The organism is Aliivibrio sp. 1S128, assembly GCF_001691065.1.
GTDB lineage: Bacteria > Pseudomonadota > Gammaproteobacteria > Enterobacterales > Vibrionaceae > Aliivibrio.
On record NZ_MAJV01000102.1, the window covers coordinates 231383 to 255548 of the forward strand.

General features: G+C 38.8%; 20 protein-coding genes. 13 read left to right on the forward strand and 7 right to left on the reverse strand.

The annotated features are described in order from the left end of the window. Positions 1 to 60 precede the first annotated feature (60 nt). Complete coding sequence (locus tag A6E03_RS12895) at positions 61 to 528, forward strand: DUF2127 domain-containing protein (protein ID WP_065591684.1); 468 nt, start codon at positions 61 to 63, stop codon at positions 526 to 528. Positions 529 to 633: 105 nt separating this feature from the next. On the opposite strand, the gene A6E03_RS12900 is transcribed toward A6E03_RS12895, so the two are convergent. Next, complete coding sequence (locus A6E03_RS12900) at positions 634 to 3390, reverse strand: hypothetical protein (protein ID WP_065601001.1); 2757 nt, start codon at positions 3388 to 3390, stop codon at positions 634 to 636. 199 nt (positions 3391 to 3589) lie between these two features. Beyond that, a complete protein-coding gene (locus tag A6E03_RS12905; RefSeq protein WP_065591686.1) occupies positions 3590 to 4195 on the reverse strand; it encodes a porin family protein in 606 nt (201 codons plus the stop codon). 332 nt (positions 4196 to 4527) lie between these two features. On the opposite strand from A6E03_RS12905, the gene A6E03_RS12910 reads away from it, so the two are divergent. The 7 genes from A6E03_RS12910 (at position 4528) to A6E03_RS12940 (ending at position 14217) form a co-directional block, all read left to right on the forward strand. Next, the gene (locus A6E03_RS12910; RefSeq protein WP_065601002.1) at positions 4528 to 5436 is read left to right on the forward strand and encodes a winged helix-turn-helix domain-containing protein; all 909 of its coding nucleotides are present in this window, start codon (positions 4528 to 4530) and stop codon (positions 5434 to 5436) included. Further along, a complete protein-coding gene (locus A6E03_RS12915; RefSeq protein WP_065601003.1) occupies positions 5427 to 5909 on the forward strand; it encodes a hypothetical protein in 483 nt (160 codons plus the stop codon). Before A6E03_RS12910 ends, A6E03_RS12915 begins: the two co-directional genes overlap by 10 nt. 361 nt (positions 5910 to 6270) lie before the next feature. Then, positions 6271 to 7584 (forward strand): anaerobic C4-dicarboxylate transporter family protein, encoded by a 1314-nt coding sequence (locus A6E03_RS12920; protein ID WP_065601004.1) that lies wholly within the window; start codon positions 6271 to 6273, stop codon positions 7582 to 7584. A gap of 374 nt (positions 7585 to 7958) precedes the next feature. After that, the gene (locus A6E03_RS12925) at positions 7959 to 9764 is read left to right on the forward strand and encodes a choice-of-anchor I family protein (protein WP_065591690.1); all 1806 of its coding nucleotides are present in this window, start codon (positions 7959 to 7961) and stop codon (positions 9762 to 9764) included. 239 nt (positions 9765 to 10003) lie between these two features. Then, positions 10004 to 10936, forward strand: a complete 933-nt coding sequence (locus A6E03_RS12930) for a TAXI family TRAP transporter solute-binding subunit (RefSeq protein WP_065601005.1) — start codon at positions 10004 to 10006, stop codon at positions 10934 to 10936. An 83-nt stretch (positions 10937 to 11019) separates the two neighbouring features. After that, positions 11020 to 12933, forward strand: a complete 1914-nt coding sequence (locus tag A6E03_RS12935) for a TRAP transporter fused permease subunit (protein WP_065601006.1) — start codon at positions 11020 to 11022, stop codon at positions 12931 to 12933. Positions 12934 to 13116: 183 nt separating this feature from the next. Then, complete coding sequence (locus A6E03_RS12940) at positions 13117 to 14217, forward strand: transporter substrate-binding domain-containing protein (protein WP_065601007.1); 1101 nt, start codon at positions 13117 to 13119, stop codon at positions 14215 to 14217. 21 nt (positions 14218 to 14238) lie between these two features. On the opposite strand, the gene A6E03_RS12945 is transcribed toward A6E03_RS12940, so the two are convergent. After that, positions 14239 to 14571, reverse strand: coding sequence for a LysR substrate-binding domain-containing protein (locus A6E03_RS12945; protein ID WP_065591694.1), 333 nt, complete (start codon positions 14569 to 14571; stop codon positions 14239 to 14241). A gap of 110 nt (positions 14572 to 14681) precedes the next feature. Continuing rightward, a complete protein-coding gene (locus tag A6E03_RS12950) occupies positions 14682 to 16109 on the reverse strand; it encodes a methyl-accepting chemotaxis protein (RefSeq protein ID WP_065601008.1) in 1428 nt (475 codons plus the stop codon). 277 nt (positions 16110 to 16386) lie between these two features. Between A6E03_RS12950 and A6E03_RS12955 the strand changes: the two genes are divergently transcribed. Next, positions 16387 to 17322 carry a LysR family transcriptional regulator gene (locus A6E03_RS12955; protein WP_065591696.1) on the forward strand — a complete coding sequence of 312 codons (936 nt, stop codon included), beginning with the start codon at positions 16387 to 16389 and terminating at the stop codon, positions 17320 to 17322. A 286-nt stretch (positions 17323 to 17608) separates the two neighbouring features. Then, positions 17609 to 18814 (forward strand): NupC/NupG family nucleoside CNT transporter, encoded by a 1206-nt coding sequence (locus A6E03_RS12960; protein ID WP_065601009.1) that lies wholly within the window; start codon positions 17609 to 17611, stop codon positions 18812 to 18814. 97 nt (positions 18815 to 18911) lie between these two features. Here A6E03_RS12960 and A6E03_RS12965 read toward each other — a convergent pair whose 3' ends face one another. Next, complete coding sequence (locus tag A6E03_RS12965) at positions 18912 to 19685, reverse strand: hypothetical protein (protein WP_065601010.1); 774 nt, start codon at positions 19683 to 19685, stop codon at positions 18912 to 18914. Positions 19686 to 19870: 185 nt separating this feature from the next. Between A6E03_RS12965 and A6E03_RS12970 the strand changes: the two genes are divergently transcribed. The 3 genes from A6E03_RS12970 to A6E03_RS12980 all read left to right on the forward strand — a co-directional run bounded on the left by A6E03_RS12970 (position 19871) and on the right by A6E03_RS12980 (position 22356). Continuing rightward, positions 19871 to 21286, forward strand: a complete 1416-nt coding sequence (locus tag A6E03_RS12970) for a coniferyl aldehyde dehydrogenase (protein WP_065601011.1) — start codon at positions 19871 to 19873, stop codon at positions 21284 to 21286. A gap of 41 nt (positions 21287 to 21327) precedes the next feature. Then, the gene (locus tag A6E03_RS12975; protein ID WP_065601012.1) at positions 21328 to 21771 is read left to right on the forward strand and encodes a hypothetical protein; all 444 of its coding nucleotides are present in this window, start codon (positions 21328 to 21330) and stop codon (positions 21769 to 21771) included. Positions 21772 to 21912: 141 nt separating this feature from the next. Beyond that, positions 21913 to 22356: a DUF302 domain-containing protein gene (locus A6E03_RS12980; protein ID WP_255310640.1), complete on the forward strand. Its 444-nt coding sequence runs from the start codon at positions 21913 to 21915 to the stop codon at positions 22354 to 22356. A gap of 79 nt (positions 22357 to 22435) precedes the next feature. On the opposite strand, the gene A6E03_RS12985 is transcribed toward A6E03_RS12980, so the two are convergent. After that, entirely contained in the window at positions 22436 to 23008 is a 573-nt protein-coding gene (locus tag A6E03_RS12985) for a TetR/AcrR family transcriptional regulator (protein WP_065591701.1), read from the reverse strand. A gap of 159 nt (positions 23009 to 23167) precedes the next feature. Then, positions 23168 to 24076: a glucosaminidase domain-containing protein gene (locus tag A6E03_RS12990; protein ID WP_065591702.1), complete on the reverse strand. Its 909-nt coding sequence runs from the start codon at positions 24074 to 24076 to the stop codon at positions 23168 to 23170. Positions 24077 to 24166 lie beyond the last annotated feature (90 nt).

The following is a 24166-nucleotide window of genomic DNA, read 5'->3' on the forward strand; positions in this document are numbered from 1 at the left end:
GATACTCACTCTATTAATGACTTTTGTCATCAGAGAAATAGTGAGTTGAAAGAGGTCAGTATGACAACAATAAAGAAAGGGTTACGTGCGGTTGCCGTATTGGAAGCAAGTAAGGGGGTTGTATCTCTATTAGTTGCTTTTGGGGTACATGCTTTAGCGGGTCATAATTTACGCCATTTAGCTGAGTTAATAGTGAGTCGTTTGCACTTAAATCCGGCAAGTCATTTATCCAGTGTATTTATTAATGCCGCGAGTGGATTAACTGATGGAAAAATCCTATTTTTTACCATTGGTGCAGTGGTGTATTCAATCATTAGGCTGGTTGAAGCTTATGGATTATGGCGAGCGCAAGTGTGGACAGAATGGTTTGCTTTGGTGAGTGGAGCAATCTATATCCCGTTTGAGCTGTATGAAATTATTTTCCGCACAAGTATTCTTAGTATCGGTGCATTCATTATTAATATTGTGATTGTGGGATACATGGCTTATGTGATCTTTGATAAGAAGAAAGTCGCGCCAATAGCTTGATCGTTAATTTACCTTCAAATACGCACTGAATAAGTTTCGTCATAAATACAAAAAATCCCCATACTCTTAAAAAGTAAGGGGATTTTTGTATTTATATATTAGCAATTATAATGGAACCGAGAATCCTGCTTGAAAGCTGTTTTTATCGGTGATTGGATTATCATCATTGTGAATATATTGCGTGTAAAATCCAATCGGTAATGCATTCATAATTAACGTATCAAAATGAAGTCCAACAACGCCTTGGTTAACATCCACATCACCCAGAGTATTTACACTCCCTAAATCATAACGTCGATAAGAAAACTCAATCATTTCACGACGCAGTGATATTGGACCTTTGAAAGAATAAGCAGATAAGTTGATCACTTTTGAAAGTGTTAACTCAGCCAAGCTAGCGGTTTCAGCAAAGGCATCGTCTTTAAGTGATGGCATAATAAAGCTGCTAGGGTCATTATTTATAAAGTCACTGCCTTGTGTTAGCTCGACACCTCGACGTTCATATATGCCTGCTTTGTTTGTATCGCTGGCTGAATATTTACCTGATAGATTAATGTAAAACTCTGATGGTAAATCAGTACCAAAAGATAAAGAAGCACCGTGAATCATGTCATGTCGATCTTGAACACCATAGAGTGACACAGCCGCTTCTTTGTTTAATAGCCAGCTATTGCCGTAATGCTCGGTACGAGAAATATCTAATTGAGCAGATAAGGGTTCACGTTCGTCTAATTTATAATCTTGATAGAAATTACTTGAGATCTCTGCATTCCAAAATCCTGTTTGCAAGAAAGGCAAACGTAATTGAGCAGCAATACCGCTATTTCGAGTTTGATCTTTTTGGATATGAGTATCAGAGTAATTGTCATTTAAGACATAATAAGCACGAACACCACCCATAATGAAAAATTGGTTATTGCTGAAACCAGCACCGATCAAATCACTGTATTCATCATCATTCATAGCCCATAAACTATAGGTACTGCGCTGTAGAGGGTCAGAAAACTCAAATGTCGCGTTGTAGCGCAATTTTTGTTTACTATCACCGTTATCCTCTTTCTCAGTTACCGCACCAGCCGTTAACGCCCCTCGGGTGTAGTGAATGTTGTTGAAAAGCCCATAAGACGTTTCAGTGTTGAGTGGTTTATCTTCAATATTCGCTAATTTCTGCTGTTGTTGATCGGCTAGACCACCTTTGTCATCCCAAAAAAGCGTAACTTGATAAGGCGCTTCTGCAGTTATCGCCATATCTTCAACGACATAATAGTAATCATCTGCAGAGATCGCGGTTGCGAGTACTTTATCATCATTAATTAATCGAGCATCAATGACATTGTCTGCATTAAGAACGCGCTCAACTTTGCCATCTTTAGTTCGATAAAGAGAGCTACCTGTTTCAGTGTTTGCGATAAAGTACACTCTGCCTGAGCTATCTACATCTTTAACGATGGTATAGAAAGCGGGCAGGGTTAAGATCGCTTCTTTATTTCGGTATAAAGTTCGGTCATTGCCTTTTTGGACAAAGTAATAGAGGTTGTCATTTTTAACTAAGACCGATGAATTAACTGCGCTGTAAAACTGGTCGCCAACATAGAGTTGAGGTTGAACAAAAGACTCTGTGGTTTTGAAATAAACCTCTTTGCCATCGTTCATATAGCCTTGATGTACTCGACCTTCGCTGCCTTCCTTAATTTGGGCATCGTTATCAAATAAACCTTGAGTGGTACGCCAAACCGAAGTGCGACGTCCTGAAACCGTATAGTATTTATCTTGGTTGTAATAGACTTTCCCCATATCTAAGCTGCTGCTTTCTTTTGTTATTTCATTATTGGTTAAATCATAATGAACAAGCATTGGCGCACGAACAGCAGTCGGGTTGGTTAAGAAAAGAATATTGCCTTGCTGGGTATTCAGTTCACCATAATATTTAGAGCGGGCAACGATTTTACCTTGTGCTAATTGCATCTCTTTTGCTTCTTGGGTTTCTTGTTTAACCCATGCCGCGAAAGTGGTATCAAAATCTTCTCCAACCGTTTGTTTCATTGGTCTGTTGACTTGGAAAGGCCATAACCAATGTTGAGATCGATTTTTGAAATACTTATTAGTGACATCTAGGCCGTAAGTTTCTGCTAGATAATATTGGTACTGAGAACCGAAAACATAAGCACTTTCTCCATACGGGAAGAAAAGCGTGTCGTTATAAAGGCGCTCTGGCGATAAGTTACCGGCTTTAGCGTGCACATGTGTCATTGCTCGGTATCGACCACTATAAAGTCGCCCCCCTTGACCATGCCAAGATTCATTTAAAACTGCATTACCCTCAAGCATAAAACTGGAAGAGGTTGAGTTAGGTAATACAGCAGGAATGATGCCAATAGGTCCAATAGAACCATTATGAAGAACAGCAAACATAGACTTAGAAACTACGTTATCTTTCGCGTTCATTTGATAATCATGAGCGGTTTCATGAAATAATAAGGTGTCGAGCCAAGAGCTTGATGAGAAATAGTCGGGAAGTTGTGCTCCACCCATATAGTTGATTTGTCGGTTAAGTGGGAATTGAGTTGAAAAACCATTGGCAATTTGATTATAAGATGACATCAAGCCAACATTTAAACGGTCATCCATTTGATAGCCAAAGGTGTCCTCATAAGCTGGTTGTAATATGCTCTCAACACCGGCGGCATGTTCGGCGTGTTGTTTGTTTTCTTCGGTGAAAATAAGGCGAGTATTACGTACATCTTGAGTGTAGTAATCCTGATCTTGTGCAACACCCGCTTCATTTGGCGTTACCAATGGTGCAGCATAGGCAAGCGTAGGGATTGCAATAAAGATAGTTAATCCGGTAATGAGTATTTTCATTTAAATTCTCTTAATATATTAAAAGGTTGTGTTGCCTAGAACTGATATAAGTAAGTGAGCCATGAAAAATGCAATGAGCACAAAGGTGATGAGATAAATTATAGGTCTATTTTTAGATATATAGAGTGATTAGAGGAGGAATAAAATGGGCAGTCGAAAACTACCCACAGATTAATTGCCTAGCCAACAATCGTTATTATTAGAATTTGTAAGTTGCGCCAGCGTAAAATGAACCAATGTTCATAGCGTAATCATCAGAATAGCTATAGTAATCGTAGTCGTTTTCTTCAACGAAAATGTCTCCCTCATAAGCGACACGGAAAGCTAAACCACGGAGAGCTTTTGGTGCGTACTCAACTCCTGCGCCATAATGGAAAGTGGTGCTATTATCACTAAAAGAATGGCCTAATACTTTTGTTGAAGATTCTAGTGAACCTAAACCAATAATTCCAAATGGACGCCAGCCACTATCAAAGGTGTAACCAAGATTTGCTGCAAGTGAAAGAGAAGATGACTCAATTGCCAATCCCTTAAAGCCTTTTGATTTAGCTAAAGGGTGGTTAACGGTAACATCACCATAATTTGTATATTGCACTTCTACAGCAACAATACGATTGAATTGATAGCCACCAATAAATTTAATGGTTGAGTCATCAGTATCAATAGATACGCCACTATAATCAAAAGCACCACCATCATCAAAAGTTGTAGTACCAAGACCAGCACCTAGGTAAAAGCCTGAAATGTTATCGTTAGCGCTTGTAAATGCCGAAAAGAGTGTGAGTAATAATATGATTTTTTTCATGAGGTTCTCATTCTATAATGGGGTGCTTAAAAGTTGGTTGAATTATAAGAACACGAAAAAAATAAACTAAATAAGTTCCACACTAACAGCAAACATTTGAATTTTATTTGATTTGTCGTTTTTATAAAAATCTAAATTTAACTGATAACACAATTTGTTGAATGATATAACTAAATGTTTTAAAAGATAATTCTATGATTTAACATCAAATAAAGAGTCTGTTATTGATTTGTTTTATAATTGCGGTAGACTTCACGCTATATGTTTAAATGTTTGTTTTTTCAGCGTGTTTTTAGTTTTTTATTTAAATTATCACTAATCGTTAGGCCTAGATGCAGAAAATCACAATTGCAAATTTGGTTTTAGAACCCGCGACAAGAAGGTTAAGTAATAATGCGGATGATGCCATTATACTTAGGCCTTTGCCTTATAACGTCTTCACATTATTGTTAGAGCAAAAAGGAAATTGCATCGATCGTGATGAACTGTTTGATGTTTGTTGGGAAGGGGCGATTGTTACCGATCAAGCCTTAACGAATGTTATCTCCGGATTAAGACGTAATCTTATCCAATTAGAGGCAGAAGGCATTGCGATAAAAACCGTCAGTAAAGTAGGGTACTTACTGACCGTAGATGAAACCGTCGTTATGCAACCGGTAGTTGAACCAAAAATTATACCGCCAGTTATTGATGATATCGAACCGAAAGCGGTTTTGGTGTCACCTCAAGTTGAAGAACCCTTAATGGTTCATGAGAATGTCGAAATCAGTCACGATGTGCCGGTGTTGTCGACGACAGACGTTGGCCGTTCTCGCGTGCAATTATTAACAAAGCCCTCTTTGAAATCGGCATTAATCGCTTTTTGTTTATGCTCACTAATCGCCGCAGTGTGCTGGTATGAGAAAGCATCGTCTGTTCCTTATTTTTTAGTGAAAGAAAATTACAATCATTTTGAGATAAAAAATACAGATTTCTACATACTGAATAACACAAGAGGTAAAGATAATATTGAAGCTATTCAATCTGGTCTTGAATCTTTAAATTTAGTTGAGTGTAATGCTGAAATTTATATCCGTATGTATGACTCTGTGTACGATGATGATACCTATTCATTGAAAGGGTATATTGTTGCAAAAAACAGCAACCGTAATAGTAATTATTCATTAAGTAAGTTTTCACATGAAAATTTACCGGGCATTATTGCGAAGGGCCTAAAAAGAGCGAAATTAATATGCGAATAGTAAATCTAGTCCTATTCTTAATTTTAATTGGGGCCGGTATTTATAAATGGATGCCTGAGAATACCGAGTTTTCTGGAACTCGTTGGTCTTGCAATGAATTGTCGACGGGCTTCACTTCAGCACCTTATGAAAAGTATCAAGAAATTCTTGAACGAGATTTATTTGATTTTGCTTCGTCTTCGAATTTAACACTCTATCAATCAGGCGAGTTAGTGTTTAAAAACGGAGATAGGGAAAAGTACGAATTGCTTTATGAATTAGGATACAAAACGGTTGCTAAGAATAAAATATCACTGGTTTATAAGAAAATAGATTGGCATAGGCAGCCTAAGAATGCGCCTATTTTTATTCGAGATATTGAATCCCTAAAAGGGTTTGAGTTTGATCTAAAATACATGATTGATGATGGTCAATTGTATTTCCAGAACCGTATTAAAAATGAAGATAAGAATTTTGTCTGTTTTGCTTCTTAAGTAAAGGAGAGGTAGTTGTTATTTACCTCTTCTTTCTCATAATTCCACATTAAACGTCATCGAATATGCCATAGTTCCTGTATGTTCATCCGCTTGTACTACTTTATATAAAACCTCACCAAAAACACAATAAAAGTAAATCATTTGTTAGCGATTTGTACTAACTAAACATTAGGCATAACAATGGTTTATATATTTCATCTTATATTTATATAATTCTTAATAATGTGTGATCTGCCGCTATTTATTTAATGAATAACAGGACTATTATCCCTGCGATTTTTGGAGTTTAAATTACTAACGGTATACCCCTGTAATTTAAAAAATTAATTATATTAAATCTATCATCAGGGAGATTGATGTGTTTTTAATTGAGTTTTTAATCGTTCTAGTTTGTATTTTAATTGGTGCTCGAATTGGTGGTATCGGTTTGGGTGTTATGGGCGGTATTGGTTTAGCAATACTGAGTTTTGTTTTTGGTTTACAGCCAACAAGTCCACCTATTGATGTAATGTTGATGATCATGGCCGTTGTTGCAGCAGCAGCAGCAATGCAAGCGGCTGGTGGTCTTGAATATTTAATTAAGATTGCTTCAAATATTTTACGTAAAAACCCACGTCACATTACTTTCATTGCACCTTTAGTGACGTATATGTTCACCTTCTTAGCTGGTACTGGGCATGTTGCTTATTCTGTATTACCTGTAATTGCAGAAGTAAGCCGTCGTAGTGGCATTCGTCCTGAACGTCCATTAGGTATGGCTGTTATTGCATCACAATTTGCGATTGTTGCAAGTCCAATTGCCGCAGCTGTTGTTGCTTTGGTTGCTTTTTTAGAGCCTCAAGGCATTACATTAGCAGATGTGTTGATGATAACAATTCCAGGTACTTTCTTCGGTTTGGCTACTGCTTGCGTTATCGTAAACAAGCTTGGTAAAGACTTGAAGGATGATCCTGAATACCAACGTCGTATGGAAGATCCTAAGTTCCGTAGCGAGATGGAACAAGAAGTTAAGGTTGAGGATATTGAGATTAAACCTGGTGCTAAAAAAGCAGTAGGTCTGTTCTTATTCGGTGCCGTAGTGGTTGTGGTTATGGGGGCATTCCCATCATTACGTCCTAACTTCAATGGCTCGCCAATGGGCATGGCACATACGATCGAGATCGTCATGTTAGCAATGGCCGCATTTATTATCTTACTTTGTAAACCTGATGGTAACGAGATCACTCAAGGTTCTGTGTTCCATGCTGGTATGCGTGCAATCGTTGCTATCTTTGGTATCGCATGGTTAGGTGACACGTTTATTGCTGGTCATGATGCAATGGTTAAAGAAGCGGTTTCAGGTTTAGTTGAAGTTGCTCCTTGGACATTTGCTTTTGCATTATTTGGTTTATCTGTAATGGTGAACAGCCAAGGTGCGACAACGGCAGTATTAGTGCCTGTTGGTATCACGTTAGGTCTTCCACCTGAAGTTATTATCGCAACGTTTGTTGCTGTAAATGGTTATTTCTTTATTCCTAACTACGGTCCAATCATTGCGTCAATTGACTTTGACCGCACGGGTACGACTAAGATTGGTAAATACATATTCAACCACAGCTTTATGATCCCAGGTCTATTAAGTATGGTATTTAGTATTATCTTTGGTTTCATTTTTTCGAGTATGGTTCTATAACCCTTTATTTTTCGTAAAAATGTATCAAATACATGGCCATGGTTTGATTAAAAATGGTGGCCGTTTTTAATGTTTAACTTAATTTAACTGTACGTCGTTCCAATAGTTTGATATCATTATTTAAATAAAAGAAAGTAGTAACACTTATTAACATCGACTTTGGCTAGATACAAAAAATAAGAAATAAGACATCATACAAAATAAACGTATGGGTCCAAAAAAAGGTAATAGTATTAAGCTATTGCCTTTTTTTGTTTTTGTATTTTATTCAGAGAGAGTAATCTTATTCTTGTCTTTAAATTGAAATAAATCCGAAAACAAACTGTCACATAACCATTCTATGATCGCCAAATCAAATTGATCATGGAGGATACATGAATCGTAATACACTCACTTTAACCACATTAGCGGTGGTCACTTCAGCATTATTAGGTTGTAGCCAACAATCAAATATACCAACATCAGAAAATACATTTTCAGCAATAGACACTTTTGGTATTCAATGTAAATCACAAGAAGAACCAAAGCGCGGCAGTTTAGAAATTAGCGGGCTGACGTTGGTAGGATCATCCATCGCTGATGCCCCCTTCGTTACCTCAGCAGCAGAGATCGTCAGCTACGACTCGTGTACTGATAAGTTGTATGTAGTAAACGCTCAAGCTAAAAAGATTGATGTATTAACCCTTGATGCCAATAGCCAACCAAAGGCGGCAGGGTATATTGACCTTCAATCAGCCGCTAAGCAGTCTGGGGTTGAGATTGGTGCAGCAAACAGTGTCTCTGCTCATAGTGGGTTGGTTGCTGTTGCGATTGAAAACAAAGATAAACAGAAGAATGGCATTATTGCTTTGTTCCGATCGGATTCTCTTGAACTACTCACGACATACCCCGCAGGGGCTTTACCTGACATGGTGAGTTTCTCTAAAGATGGCCGCTATATTGCTTCTGCAAATGAAGGTGAACCTAATGCTGATTATTTGATTGACCCTGAAGGCAGCGTAACGTTAATTGATATCACTAATGGGCCACTAAATGCGTTAGTGACTCAACTTGATTTTAATGCGTTTGATAAGGGGGGCTCACGTCATTCAGAGTTAACCGATAACGTTCGTATTTCTGCACCGACGGCAAGCGTTTCCCAAGATCTCGAACCTGAATACCTCACTTTTGCCGATAACGGTAAACTGTATGTCGCATTGCAAGAGAACAATGCATTAGCTGCGATTGATGTAAAAAGTGCATCGATTGATGGTATTTTTGGTTTGGGTGGAAAATCATGGGAAAACGCTCAATTAGACGCTTCAAATAAAGATAAAACACTAGGAAATTTCCAAAATTACCCAATGCTTGAAGGGTTGTATATGCCAGACAGCATCACAAGTTATAGCGTTAATGGTAATACTTATATTGTGACGGCTAACGAAGGTGATGGCCGAGAATATGGGGTCCAAACAACCCAGAAACAGTGTGATGAAAAAGCGTATGAGTGGGATGGAGATGACTACAAGGGCACTGCCGAATATGTGACTAAACAAGATTTTTGTATTGCTTACGTTGATGAAATTCGTGGTAAAAAATTAGATGTTGATAATAATCATCCATTAGCATCGGCATTGAAAGATAAAAATCAGCTAGCCCGTTTAAAAGTGGTTAAGCCGCAAGGCACGTTAGCGGCTGATGAAAAAGTACAAGCGTTTGGCAGTCGTTCATTCTCTATTTGGGATGAATCTGGAGAGCTTGTATTTGATAGCGGCGATGAGTTTGCTCGTGTTGTGTTTGAAAAGAATAAAGAAAATTTCAATAGTACTAATGACAATAACAGCAGTGCAGATGATCGCAGTGATGATAAAGGCGCAGAGCCAGAAGCCATCGAAGTCGCTAATATTAATGGGCATCAATATGCGTTTATAGGCCTAGAGCGTCAAGGTGGCGTGGTGGTGTATGACGTAACAGAACCTAAAGCCTCTCGCTTTATTACGTATGTAAATAATCGAAACTTTGATGAGCCTGTATGCACGCAAGTGGATGAAGAGGGCGAATGCCAAAATGGTATTTATAACCCTAAAGCCGGAGATTTAGGACCTGAATCGATAAAATATTTTACGCGCCTAAATCAGCATTTTATTGCGGTTGGCAATGAAGTAAGTGGAACGACATCGGTATATCGCCTTGATTTTTAATCTCGATATATAGGATGAATAGATAAAATAACGTAAAGGGTAATCAAGAAAATTGATTGCCCTTTTTTATTCTTTATAAGACCATGTAAATACGATAATTTAACACTTAGTTCACATTTGTTGTGTAATTTATTGGACTTTAGTTTCACCGCGAGTAATGTGAGCTTGCTGATAAATTAATCTATTATAAACGGGTTTATCTAGTGGTGATATCTAGATAAAGCCTAATAATCAAGGAGATGATTGTGCTTAAACGTAATTTACTATTGGCTTTAATGCTTATATTGCCATCAGCGGTAAACGCTGAGAACTATTCAATTGGTACGGGTGGACAGAGTGGGATCTATTATCCGTTTGGTGGTGCGTTAGCAAAAGTGTGGTCAGAACATGTACCCGATGTGAATGCGAAAGCGGAAGTGACAGCCGCTTCAGTAGAGAACACAATCAAAGTGGTACGTGGCGATATGATCGCAGGTATCTCAATGGGGAATGTCGTGCTTGATGCCTACAATGGCAAAGGTAAATTTCCGAAAAAAATGCCAGTAAACACCCTTTTTGCACTGTACCCAAACCTAGTGCATACACTAACTCTTGAAAAGTCAGGCATTACGTCATTATCACAACTAAAAGGCAAACGAGTGTCTTTAGGGGCTCCTGCCAGTGGTACGGCTGTGACGTCTGCTGCTTTGCTTGAATCTTTAGGTATTGATGTAAAAAAAGACATTGATGCCGTGTATTTAAATTATTCTGAAACGACTAATGCGCTTGCGAATGGTCAAATTGATGCAGGCTTTATTGTGGGTGGTCAAGGCGTAGGGGCCGTAACTCAAATTGCGCTAACGCATAAAATTAAAGTGCTTTCAATTACACCAGAAGAAAGTGCAATGTTCATGAAAAAATACCCTGCATACAGCACGTACGATATGCCTGCTGGTGTATACAACAATGTAGGTGAAGTATCGACATTAAGCGTATGGAACGTATTAGTTGTAAACGCAAAAATGAGTGATGACATGGCCTATAACTTAACGAAAGCCGCGTATGAAAATATCGGTGATGTTCGTAAAGTGGTGAAAATGGCTGAGATGACAACACCTGAAAATGCAGATCGCTTACAAGGTGTCCCTCTTCATCCTGGTGCTCAAAAATATCTTGATTCAATCATGAAATAATAAGCGCCAAATACACGCAAAACGAAAGGGTAAGTGTCTCGCTTGCCTTTTCTTCTTTTCTGACTTTATCCAAAGGCATTAATATGGATATTATGACCGATAAAAATCAACCTGATATAGAGCATTTACCTCATGAAAAAACAGTAAATGTATTTGGATATCTCATTTTAGGTATTGCTGTTGCGCTCTCAATGTTTCAAATTTGGCAGGGCATTAGCTCGACCATTTCTGCGACGTATTTTCGCCCTATACATCTTTGTTGGGTGCTTATTCTTATTTTCTTGCATTACCCATTAATTAGTAATCGAAAAAGCCATTTATACCTTGTAGGACGAGTCGTTGATCTCGCTTTATGTGGTCTGATTGTCTTCGCAGCTTATCGAATGTCGATATTTGATTACAACGACATCAACCATCTATTTTATGGACTACAACTGCCAGACATGATTGCAGGGTGTTCATTAATTCTCTTATTAATGGAAGGATGTCGTCGAACGGTCGGTTGGGTGATGGTGCTTATCGCGGTATTATTCTTATCTTACAGTGCGTTTGGTGACTTGTTACCAAGTGGCTTTGCGATAAAGTCGTACTCTCTGCAAGAACTCATTCAATTTCAAATATTTTCTGCTAACGGTATTTTTGGTTCAGCCTTAGGCATCGCAGCAACAACGGTTTTTATCTTTGTTTTATTTGGGGCATTTTTAGAAGTCACAGGAGCAGGGAAATTCTTTATTGATTTGGCGTTTTCCATTGCTGGTAAATATCGTGGTGGTCCAGCTAAAGCAGCCGTATTGGCCTCAGCAGGGTTAGGTTCAATCTCAGGTTCTGCAATTGCAAATACTGTGACCACAGGCTCAATCACCATTCCTATGATGAAAAAGTTGGGTTATAAACCAGAGCAAGCCGCAGGGATTGAAGCCGCGGCCTCAACGGGCGGGCAAATTATGCCACCAATCATGGGGGCAGGTGCGTTTGTAATGGCACAGTTTACAGGCGTACCTTACAGCGAGATCATGTTGGCCTCTATCGCACCTGCGATTTTGTATTTCTTCTGTACCTTGTTATACGTGCATTTAATGGCGTGTAAGCTTGATCTTAAAGCCGTAAGTCGAACAGAAGCCGTAATGAGCGTGATGAAAGATGGCGCGCACCATTTAATTCCATTAGCACTGATCACAACATTACTTATGATGGCTTACTCTCCATTACTGGTCGGTGTGGCTGGTTGTGCCGCTATTCTAGTGACTGCGGCATTGCGTAAGCACAGCCGAATTGGCTTGAAAAAATTCATTGAAGGCATGAAAAACGGTGCCTTAATGGCATTACCTATTTCCGCTGCGTGTGGTGCTGCCGGTATTATAGTTGGGGTCGTTGGACAAACTGGGATTGGTTTGCAATTCACTCAATTTGTGATGGATTTCTCTGGCGGTTACATGCTAATAGCTTTAGGGTTAATAAGCCTTGTTGCTTTAGTGTTAGGCATGGGATTACCCGTGACTGCGGCCTATATTGTATTAGCGGTAATGGCGGTGCCAATGTTAAGTGATTTTGGTTTACCATTATTAACAGCACATCTTATTGTGTTTTGGTTATCGCAAACCTCAAATGTGACTCCTCCGATTGCTTTAGCTGCCTTTGCCGGTGCCGGTGTTGCGAATGCTAATCCAATGAAGTCTTCTGTTGAGGCGTTTAAATTGGCTGGTGGGTTATTCATTATTCCAATCATGATGGCGTATACCAATTTAGTTAATTCTGATGCCAGTGCGATGGATCTTGGTTTTTCTATCGTACAAACTCTAACGATCATTATTGCGATAGCTATCTTTATTGAAGGGTATTTACTGCGTCCACTAACCAGAGTTGAAAGGTTATTGGCCTTTTTTACCATCCCATTAGTCATGCTTAATCCTTTTGGTGTCGGTTTTCTCGGCATTATGATTATGCTGGGTTTGATTGTGATTCAGTGGAAAGGCAGAGGGCGAGTGAGCCAGAGTTAGTCTTTTATCATTAAAAAACGTATCTTAATTAGAATCCTCTTTGGTTATCAGAATCAAAGGGTTTTTTTTGTATTTATTGCTGAGTATTGAGATCTATAAGTCGAATAATCACCATTCAACTGCTACCTTTTAATAAGAGAATCAATTCAGTAGGGCGTTTTCGAGGATACATGGGAGAGTGGTATGTTTGATGAGAAAAGGGGTTTCCGTCATTGTGTTATTTCAATGGTTATTTTCGTGGCGGCGATGATTGGAGGAATAGAAAAAAGCCAAGCGAATACCGAGCTTAAAGTAGGGACATATCATTGCCCACCGTTTATTTTTCACGACAAAGGTCAAGAGTTTGCAGGTCTAAGCATGACGTTGTGGGAACGTATTGCTGAGATCATGGGCGCGACTTATACCTTACAGAACTACGAACTTGATGATTTGCTGTTAGCCTCAGAAAAAGGTGACATTGACGTTGGTGTATCCTGTATCTCTATCACGCCTGATCGTGAGGGACGGGTCGATTTCTCTCATTCTTTCTACGAAACGCATCTGGCTATTGCGGTGAAAAGCCGTAGCTATTTCGATACGTTTATTAGCATTGTCACTAACCCGACCTTATGGAAAGCGATAGGTATTTTTTTCACTGTTGCGATTAGCGTCGGTGGGTTCTTTTATTTGTTAGAACGAAAAAATAATGACAAATTATATTCAATGCCAACCAAGAAAGGTCGCTTGGCAGAAGCGTTGATCTTAGGGGTTTTATTCATCACAAAAGGGCCGTTTAATTACTTTGAGTTTAAAACGTTATCGGCACGAGTGATGACGGTATTGATCGCCATGTTCTCCACAGTATTTATTGCCAGTATCACCGCTATTTTGACCAGTTCACTCACATTAGAACAATTAAGATTTGATGTGAAAAACGTGAATGATTTATCTAAGCTCAGAACAGGAACAAAGCAAGCCACAACGGCATCACTATTGTTGGCTGATCACAGTATTGCTCATGAAAATTATCAAACTATGGATGAGTTATTATTGGCATTAGAAAATGATCAAGTCGATGCGATTGTTGCCGATGATGCAGTACTTCGCTACATGATAAAGAAAGGAAAGGGAAAAAATAACTTTTCTGATTTAGTTGTATTGCCATACCAACTTGAAAAACAGAATTATGGTCTAGTTTTAATTGAAAACAGCGAATATGAAGAAGATATTAATCGCGCCTTACTGCAGATCCGAGAAACAACAGAATGGCACCAGATATTACTAGAATATTTTACTGAGAAGTAGAATTGAATGATTAATCGTATTTTATTGTTCAAACATGTCTACGGAAAATGCAAAATGAACATTCCAAGGGCTATGCATATTAGTCAGTAATATTTGATGGTATCGCTTTAATTCATTGAGATGAATAGAATCTTGTGAATGCAAGGGATGATTATTATTGGCTACCATCGAAATAGGTAAATAACCCACCAAGCCAAGCTCCACTTTTTGAGGAAGAGCATCGTCACAGAGCATAAACCCTATACAGGCTTTTCCTTGGGCGACTAATTCAGAGATATGTTTATTTTCTGCAGTATTAATATGCAGCTCTGTATGAGGAAAAGACAGATAATGGATTGTATCAAAAGTTAGCATGATAATGCATAAACTTAATTAAAAGCACGGCGGCTTTTGTGGAAAGATAGATTATAAATAAAAATTAGGCGCTTATTAATTAAGCGCCTAATTACCTAATACGATACAAACTAGATAGTACGATAGTGTTTTAGAGCTTCACCAAGAGAAAGTGATGCTTGTGTGATGTGAGAAATTTGGTCAGATGATTGCTCTGCGACTGCTTTTACTCTGCTTGACTGAATACGAATATCACTTAATTCTGAGGCGATATCATTAGCTACCGCGCTTTGCTCTTCAGAAGACGTTGAAATTTGAATACTCATGTCCATTAATGCAGTTGCAGAGTTAGCAATAGTGCTTACATTATTACCGATATCTGAAATCAAATTACTGCTTGTGTGAGCTTGGTTTACCGTCTGTTGGGTGATGTTCGCGATATGTTGGCTTTCTGATTGCAATTTCTCAATCATCACTTGAATTTCTACAGTAGCCGCTTGAGTTCTACTTGCTAATGTTCTTACTTCATCAGCAACAACGGCAAAACCACGACCTTGTTCTCCAGCTCTAGCCGCTTCAATGGCAGCGTTTAATGCAAGCAGATTAGTTTGTTCAGAAATTGCATTTATTGTAGTTATAACATCGTTAATGTGAGTGGTATTCTCATTCAGAGTAGCCACTGAATTTGATGTTTTTTCAATGTACTGAGACAGTTGAGCAATTTCATTAATAGCTTGCTGAACGCGTTCGTCACTCGAATTAATGTGCTTAGCGTCTTGATCGGTTTGCGTGGTGGCTTTTTTAGCAATACTAGACACTTCTTGTGCTGATGCTGTCATTTGTTCCATTGCGGTTGCAACTGAATCGAGAGATGCATATTGATTTGCTATTTGTTCCTCGCTTTGTTTCATTTCTTTTTCAAAAGAAGAAGAGGTACGAGTAAGTGTCTCTACATTATCTTTTACACTAACAACAAGCTCGGTAAGCGTGTCCATCGATTTATCTAAAGCACACCCAATGCTACCAAACTCATCACGACCAGGATGAAAATTTAATCGTGAAGTAAGATCGCCAGCACCGATTTTCTCTGTAGTTGTAAATAGAACCCATAATGCACCACCAAGGAAAGTGGCAACCCAATAGATAAAAATACCGACAGGAATAGCCCACAGATAAGTTAAGAAAAAAGAAGTAAGGGCTTGTTGCTTTTTACCATTCTCAAGTGCTTTTACATTTTCTGTTAAGGAGAATGCCTGACCAGAAGAGTGAGATGCACTTGCAGTAACCGTTCCGTTAATATATTTAGTTGATTGAACACGGTTACTTTTAACAAGAGATGATGAAAGTGTATCAACATCGGGGTTGGATAATATGCCTTGAAGTTTATATTCTACAGCAGTAATGGATTGAGCTTCAATTTGTTCAATACTGTTGAAATAGCGAGCGCCTGCTGTTGATGTTATTGCGATTAAAAATAATCCAAAAATCACCCACATCTTATCATTAACTGACATTTTTATAAATAGTCGATCAATTGTCCTAAATTCTACTTCTTTCATGAATCCCCCAGAATAAAATAATATTGCATGAGTTTGACTTAATAAAAACCAATTTAATGTGCTAAGACTCACTTTGCTGTGAAATGGAATCACCGTTACTTTATTTTAGTGACACATCTATCATTTTGTTATTTACTGGCTAGTAATGACTTTGGGGTAAGCACTAGTGAACTTATCTCATTTTAAATGCAGTATTTTTGCTATCATTTATTTTAACTGTCTGAGTAGATGTTATTATCCGCCGCCCAGATACCCTTTGAGTTAAAGGACAAGAGAGATGCATGATCGTGCCAGCCAAATGGTGATATTTTACGCCCTAGCCAAAGCGGGAAGCTTTACTGCTGCCGCAAAACAAATGGGCGTATCTACCTCTCATGTGAGTAAGCAGCTGGGAATATTAGAAGCAGAGCTTAACGTTAAGTTAGTACAGCGCACGACACGCTCGTTAACACTGACTGATGCAGGGCAACAGTTCTATTTGTATTGTGAAAAGATGTACAGTGCGATGACCGAAGCCAGTGCCATTATGGATAATGAACGTGATGATGTCGCGGGCATCTTGCGTTTAGGGTTATCACAGTCTTTTGGTACTATGCATATTATCCCAGCGATAGATAAATTACGTCACCAATATCCAGATCTTCAGGTCGAAGTTCGTTTGTTCGATCATCGTGCAGATATGCTTAAAGACGGTCTAGATCTCTGGGTAACCAACTTTGAAGACTTACCAGAAGGTTACGTTGCACAGCGATTAGCGGATTCGCATTTTGTATTGGCAGCATCACCTGATTATTTGATTGATAAAGCGGTTCCTCATCATCCTCAAGATCTCACTGAGCACAATTGCTTAACGTATCAAAGCCGTCACCGTGATTACAGTAATTGGGATTTCAGTAAAGGTAATGAAGCATTGTGTGTGAAGGTATCTGGTAATTACCGTGTCGATTTAGCTGAAGCGGTAAGAGATGCCGCTATTTCAGGATGGGGCGTGGCGTATTTAGCCAGTTACTTACTTACCAATGAGTTTAATGATGGCAAATTGATTCAGCTTTTACCCGACTGGAAAGCGAGTCAAAAAATGCCAATTTACGCGGTTTACCCAAGCCGTAAACACCTGCCAAGAAAGATAAGTGCGGTGATTGATTTTTTACGAGAGCACATTGGACAACCGCCATATTGGGACAAAGCGCTAATGAAACGGGTTAAGTTATAATCAACGTTTGATTCGTTCAACATTGTCATTGATTAAATAAAATACAGCGCAATGATGTCTTTTTAATCAATGACTTAAATCTATTATCAGCCTTGAAATAAATATCTTTTCCATACGGCAACAATCCCCTTTCTATATTCTTTTCTTATGCTATAAATCAATTAGTTAACGAGGCCTACAAAATGTGATCTAAATCACCATTAACAGAGTGTTAGCAAACCCGACTTGCACGCAAACCTTTGCGCATTAGAATGCAGGCTCATTTTCGATAGCACAGGTTTCTATCATGACATCTTTCCTTGGTATTTTTGCCATTTTACTATTTGCTTACCTATGTTCGACTGATCGCCGTAATATCCCTTTAAGAACTGTCTCTTTGGCGTTTGGTCTACAAATTTTATTTGCTCTGTTGGTACTTTACGTTCCAGCAGGTAAAGAAGTTTTAAACTCAGTAACTGCAGGCGTTTCAGGCGTTATTGAATATGGACAAGAGGGCATTGCCTTTTTGTTTGGTGGTTTAGCAACGGGTAAAGTCGGCTTTGTATTTGCCGTTAACGTTCTTGGTATTATCATCTTCTTCTCTGCCCTTATTTCTGCGCTTTACCATCTTGGTATTATGCCTAGAGTAATCAATTTTATTGGCGGTGGATTACAACGCTTATTAGGCACAGGACGCGCAGAATCACTTGCAGCGACGGCAAATATCTTTGTAAGTATGGTTGAGGCCCCACTAGTAGTAAAACCGTACCTAAAGCACATGAGTGATTCGCAGTTCTTTGCGGTGATGACCTGTGGTTTGGCTTCAGTGGCTGGCGGTACTATGGTAGGTTACGCATCACTTGGTGTGGATCTTAACTTCCTTATCTCAGCGGCATTCATGTCGGCACCAGCTGGCTTATTAATGGCTAAGATGATGGTTCCACCGGGTGATGACGAAAATAATGATGATGAAATTACATCGGTAGAAATCGATCACGCAACCAATGTATTTGAAGCACTAGCTGATGGTGCAATGTCTGGTTTACGTATTGCAGTCGCTGTTGGTACAACGTTATTAGCGTTCGTGAGTGTGATTGCATTGCTAAATGGCTTATTAGGTCACGTGGGTGATTTATTCGGTTTAAATCTGAGCTTTGAATTGATCCTTGGCTATGTATTTGCACCAGTGGCTTTCCTATTAGGTGTGCCATGGAACGAAGCGATCCTTGCGGGTTCATTAATTGGTAATAAGATCGTAGTTAATGAGTTTGTTGCCTTTATTCAGTTGATGGAAGTGAAAGATCAATTAAGTGATCATTCAGTAGCTATTGTGACTTTTGCCTTGTGTGGTTTTGCGAACATTTCAACCATGGCGATTTTGATTGGTGGTTTGGGTAGTTTAGTACCAGAGCGTCGCTCATTCATTGCTAAAATGGGTTTCCGAGCAATCACTGCTGGCGTATTAGCGAACTTAATGAGTGCTGCGATTGCAGGTGTGATTCTTTCTTTATAGAAACGCACAATAAGTTGATTAAATAAAAAAGAGGCGCTCAATTGAGTGCCTCTTTTTTTCGCTAGTTTTGCCATTATTAAGAGGTAGGGTAGAGACTTTAGAAATACAATCCAACACCAACAAGGAAACCTTGAGACGCGGTGTTATAAGTGAATGTGCCTTCATTATCATAATCAACCCAAGTGGATTTATACGCCATGTTTAAATCTGACCATTCGTTCATTTCATATCGCACCCCAGTTAATACCGAACTTGTGAAGCTGGTATCGCCACTTAACCCGGCATCAATACTGGCGTGAAATTGCCATTTATCAGTAATGTCATTTATCCAACGTGCACCAATTAAGTAATCCACCCAATCTTCATTTAAGCTTTTGCTTGACGACAAATTTCCGTTGGTGGTATATAACTTGGCATCAATGTCATTATCCCACCAACGTATACCAAACATATAATCAATAGAACCAAAATCGTATTGATAACGTTTGAAACCTTTGGCTTCTAGTACACCTTGTCGTATTTCAGTCTTACCTTTAAGTAACTCTAGACTCGTGTTAAGTACAGAATTAGTACTCGCGCTTAGGTTCATGTAACTGTAATCAATGTAATAACCCCATTGATTATCATAAATGCCTTCAAGTCTAAGCATAGCCCCCATGTCGATATGATCCATGATGAATTTAGGATCAACATCAACGTCAGCTGAAAGGTTGCCAATCGTACTGTCGCCTCGAATATTGAGTGCAAGCGCATAGATCTCGACACTGTGTTCCCATCCGGATTTTTCTGTATTCATCTCCTCTGAAAAAGCAGAAGTACCAACAAAAGAGAGAGCAAGTAAACTGGTAGAAAGTGCATGAATTCTAGTCATTTTCACATCCTTGTTTTTAGGCTATTTTGTGTTCTTCATATAAAGCCTAGTGTATAAAAAAGTGAAATCCAAACTGAGAGAGAAAAATAAGAAGTCATAACAATTAACAAAACCCTGACAAAAAAACGCTAGACCGACTGGTTTGTATTGTGTATTCTGCAGTCAATCCAATAACGAGGTGACTTATGAAAAACGAAACGATGATTGAAGGTATGGAACATTCATTGACAACAATGAAGGCGGCATTTTCTCAGAGCCCAATGCCTTCGCTTGAACAACGAATCGAAAAACTAACTAAGCTAAGAGTGGCTTTGATTGATCATTGCGACCAGATTTGTGAGTCAATGAATCGTGATTATGGCCAGCGTAGTGAGCAAGATACGTTGATTGCAGATCTACTGCCTTGTATTGGAAATATTGATCACACCATCAGTCATTTGGTTGAATGGATGGCGCCTTCAGTCAGAAACGCAGGCCCATTGTTGTCGTCTTCAAGTGTGGAGGTGGTCTATCAACCAATGGGTGTTGTTGGCATTGTGACTCCGTGGAACTTTCCTATCATGTTATCGGTTGGCCCATTAATCTCAGCCATTGCGGCCGGTAACCGAGCAATGATAAAGATGAGTGAGTTCACGCCAAATACCAACCACGTACTGTCTACACTATTAAGCACCGTGTTTGAGAAAGACGAAGTGAATGTAATTGAAGGTGAAGCGGGTATCTCTGCGCACTTTACAGGACTGGCGTTTGATCATTTATTGTTTACTGGTTCGACTCAAGTTGGACGCTTAGTGATGAAAGCAGCATCAGATAACTTAACACCAGTGACCTTAGAGCTTGGTGGTAAGTCACCAGTGATTATCGCGGATGATGTTTCTATGGAATTAGCCGTAGAGCGCATAATTTATGGAAAAAGTCTGAATAATGGCCAAATGTGTGTTGCACCAGATTACGTATTACTGCCTGAAGATAAAAAAGAAGCCTTCATTACTGAATACAAAAAACAGTACCAAACCTTATTTGCTCGTGGTGTGCATTCAGACAATCTGACTTCTATTGCTAATCAACGTCAGTTTGAGCGCATTAATGGGCTATTGAATGAAGAAATTACGGCGAACACACGAATCGAAGCGTGTCACAGTGACAGCATTGACGAGCCTCAACATCGTTTAGTGACTCACTTAGTAATCAATCCAAGTTTAGAATCAACAATTATGAAGGAAGAGATCTTCGGGCCATTACTGCCTATTTTGACTTACCAACATATAGATGATGCGATTAACCTTATTTTAAACAAGCCACGTCCGTTGGCGTTGTACTTGATGTCATTTGATGAAGTGCTACAGAATCGAATTAAAACCACGGTTCACTCTGGTGGTATGTGTATTAATGATTGTGTATTCCATTTAGCAGTCGATGATGCGCCTTTTGGTGGGATAGGGGAATCTGGTAAAGGTAATTATCATGGACACGAAGGGTTCGTTACTTTTTCACACGCAAAAACAGTGATGACAAGCGGTGATGATCACCAAATAAAACATCTGTTTTCAGTTGGAAATAACGATTTTAAAGCCGCTGTAATGAGCATTATTGGAAAGTAATTCCTATACTTAGTTTATAACCACTTTTTGAGAGTTGAATTATGTTAGAACGTTTTTTTGAAAAAACCATGAAAGCCTATTTATTGGGGACAGGATTTTTAACCGCAACGGCATTCTTGACGTTTTTAGCGCCAGAATGGAGCATGCAAAACCTCTTTTTTTACAACGACGCGATGATGGAGAACAAAGAGTACCTTCAAGCAACTTATCAACATTGGGGGATAATGGTTGGTTGTATTGGTGTGTTGCTGATGTTCTCGGCTAAATACAAACAATTACGTACTTCAACCATGATTTACAGTGCATTTGAGAAATCAATGTTTGTTGGATTATTCTTATATAACGTATGTGTTAATGAATACAGCTGGTTCTATGGATGGAGTGGGGTATTTGCATTGGATGGCTTTGTTACTGTCTACTCACTTGTTTATCTATATTATTATTTAACGCGTGATAAATCAAAAACGCCAGCTCACTTGCGCTAATTTAAATGAGTCATAATCACCAGATTTTAGGAAGGAAATACGATTCATACCATTTATACCGATGCTCAGTTTATTCCAAAAAGACATGGTATTCGCGATGAATCGATACTTGTCAGCTATAACCAACATATTAATGAGCTTGTGGATGGTTTAGATAATACGAAGCCTGTAAATAGTGAAGGAGTGACAGAGGGTTATGGCATTGAAACGTTAGTTTCTGAATATGATTTTGACATGACATTAACAAAAATTAAAAAAGAGGTATTAAATCAAGATGACACCGTTTGGTTTATGAACTTTGATTATAAAAAGCGTGCAGAAGCGATAGGTAAAACGTTGCCAAATACAACCTTGCTCGTTTTTGGAGGGCCAGCACCAGGTGCTAAAGCAATGGTTGATTTTCCTAGCATTGGTTTAGATGCTTTTGGGCAAAAAGTACTTGTTATTGAACAAGATGGTCAGGTCTTAGTTAAATACAATAACATCGTTGATTTCGCAGAACTTCATTATGGCGATAATGCAATAGCTCACAAAGTCATCAATTATCGTTTAAGTAAAACATTGAGCAGAGCTATTGAGAAATAACGGATACGCTAAAAATCGGTCTAAGTAATTAAACTAAGGCCGATAATAAAGGCAGTTAATGTTGTATTTTTAGGATAATTTAACGCTCAAGAACCGCGAGCGTTTCTTTCATTGCGCTGTCAAGAATATCTCGACGGCGTTGCATAGCAGATGACAAGGTACTGCCTAACCACAAGCTGTATATCATTCGAGAGGTTTCTTCAGGATTTTGAATAGTAAAATCGTTTTCAACACGGCCTTGCTCAAAGAACTGAGCCATGCGTTGAATCACTTTTTCAGCGCCTTCTGCCATTACCATCTGCATCTTGCCAGAGGCTCCAGATATTTCACCTGCCAGTTTTACGACTAGACATTTAATATGGAAATCTTCTGTCAATTTAGACGTCGCCCAAAACTCGAAGTACGCTTTTACACGCTCACTGCGAGTCATTGAATCATCATTCAGAAAAGATTCCAACGTTGCTAAGTGTTCTTCAAAGTAGTCGCTCAGTAAGATCTCGCCAAAATGTTCTTTAGATTTGAAGTAATGATAAAAAGAACCTTTCGTTCCTTCGGCTTCATTGATGATTTTCATCAAGCCGACACCAGCAAAACCATGTTCATTAATCAGTTTTAACCCTGCATCGAGCATAGATTGTCGCATGTCTTTCATCATTATTTACCTATAACTAAAGTCAGTTAGAAAGTGTAACTGGCCTGTATACCAACCGTCCAGTTTAATTTGGTCAAAAATGTGTCAGAATAGTATAAGCAATCAATAAATAGAGGTTTTAATCGCTACATTACAACCTCTATTTACAGTAAATCTGTCTTATTTTGTTAGTTTAATACGTATCGGAGCTGTGTTATTGAACTCAACATTATCAAAGCTATCAAGTTGATGGTGCTTGATTAGAGATTGTAAATTCTCTACATAAGCGTCGCCACGAGTAGAGTAGTGAGATAAAGCCTCGACTAACTCATACCCTGATAATTTACCTTCACGACTTAGTTTTTTACGTAAAATCCAAAGATCTTTATAAGCCGATGTCGTATTTAAGTTATACATATAACGAGCAGTTCCTGCGAACAGGTTATCAAATGCAGCAACTTTTACATGCCCACCTGGGGTACTTAAATACTTACCGCCTTTAGAAGATAAGTGCTCTCCATATAAGCTATTCCCTTTAACTGCGAAATAACTGGTTCCCCAGCCACTTTCATCAATTCCTTGAGCGAGAACCATACCGACAGGAATAATATCTAGGCGCAAAAGCAGGTCATCAATGCTGTTTGATTTAATATCATAAGACGTCATTAACTCATTTAGCCATACTGTTTCTTCTTTCGACCATTCACTTTTAGGCTGCTTCGATAGCGTAATTACGTCATTTCTAACCGCACTTATGCGTTTATTCACCTCAATAATGGTAGGCAGTAATAAACGAATAAACCCTGAAATTTTCTCTTGAACAGGTAACGAATTTAAATCACTAGGAAGATTCTCAACAAAGAACGCTGGGATTTGATCCGTGCTGCTAACATTCGCTAATTGATACTGATGCAGCTTAAATTGATTGATAAGCGATTGAGCTGAGTTAAGTGTGGTGACTTTTACTTCAGGGTAGGGATTGTGGAGCTTCTCTGGTGAAATAGGCAGTTGAGTATCCGCAAGAGTGCTAGAAGATGCGATGAGAAGTAAAGAGGCAGAGATATGTTTTAACTTTTTAGATAAAGACATAAATGGAGTTCCATTTTAATATTAATAGGATCGAAAACGGCGCTATATTCAGCACCGTTTTTAGCGTTTATGTAGAGTTAACAGTCGCTC

Excerpts from the sequence above, each read along its gene's own strand:
- A6E03_RS12895 (WP_065591684.1), top strand. The coding sequence starts at position 61 with ATGACAACAATAAAGAAAGGGTTACGTGCGGTTGCCGTATTGGAAGCA.
- A6E03_RS12900 (WP_065601001.1), bottom strand. The coding sequence starts at position 3,390 with ATGAAAATACTCATTACCGGATTAACTATCTTTATTGCAATCCCTACG.
- A6E03_RS12905 (WP_065591686.1), bottom strand. The coding sequence starts at position 4,195 with ATGAAAAAAATCATATTATTACTCACACTCTTTTCGGCATTTACAAGC.
- A6E03_RS12910 (WP_065601002.1), top strand. The coding sequence starts at position 4,528 with ATGCAGAAAATCACAATTGCAAATTTGGTTTTAGAACCCGCGACAAGA.
- A6E03_RS12915 (WP_065601003.1), top strand. The coding sequence starts at position 5,427 with ATGCGAATAGTAAATCTAGTCCTATTCTTAATTTTAATTGGGGCCGGT.
- A6E03_RS12925 (WP_065591690.1), top strand. The coding sequence starts at position 7,959 with ATGAATCGTAATACACTCACTTTAACCACATTAGCGGTGGTCACTTCA.
- A6E03_RS12930 (WP_065601005.1), top strand. The coding sequence starts at position 10,004 with ATGATTGTGCTTAAACGTAATTTACTATTGGCTTTAATGCTTATATTG.
- A6E03_RS12935 (WP_065601006.1), top strand. The coding sequence starts at position 11,020 with ATGGATATTATGACCGATAAAAATCAACCTGATATAGAGCATTTACCT.
- A6E03_RS12940 (WP_065601007.1), top strand. The coding sequence starts at position 13,117 with ATGTTTGATGAGAAAAGGGGTTTCCGTCATTGTGTTATTTCAATGGTT.
- A6E03_RS12945 (WP_065591694.1), bottom strand. The coding sequence starts at position 14,571 with ATGCTAACTTTTGATACAATCCATTATCTGTCTTTTCCTCATACAGAG.
- A6E03_RS12950 (WP_065601008.1), bottom strand. The coding sequence starts at position 16,109 with ATGAAAGAAGTAGAATTTAGGACAATTGATCGACTATTTATAAAAATG.
- A6E03_RS12955 (WP_065591696.1), top strand. The coding sequence starts at position 16,387 with ATGCATGATCGTGCCAGCCAAATGGTGATATTTTACGCCCTAGCCAAA.
- A6E03_RS12960 (WP_065601009.1), top strand. The coding sequence starts at position 17,609 with ATGACATCTTTCCTTGGTATTTTTGCCATTTTACTATTTGCTTACCTA.
- A6E03_RS12965 (WP_065601010.1), bottom strand. The coding sequence starts at position 19,685 with ATGACTAGAATTCATGCACTTTCTACCAGTTTACTTGCTCTCTCTTTT.
- A6E03_RS12970 (WP_065601011.1), top strand. The coding sequence starts at position 19,871 with ATGAAAAACGAAACGATGATTGAAGGTATGGAACATTCATTGACAACA.
- A6E03_RS12975 (WP_065601012.1), top strand. The coding sequence starts at position 21,328 with ATGTTAGAACGTTTTTTTGAAAAAACCATGAAAGCCTATTTATTGGGG.
- A6E03_RS12985 (WP_065591701.1), bottom strand. The coding sequence starts at position 23,008 with ATGAAAGACATGCGACAATCTATGCTCGATGCAGGGTTAAAACTGATT.
- A6E03_RS12990 (WP_065591702.1), bottom strand. The coding sequence starts at position 24,076 with ATGTCTTTATCTAAAAAGTTAAAACATATCTCTGCCTCTTTACTTCTC.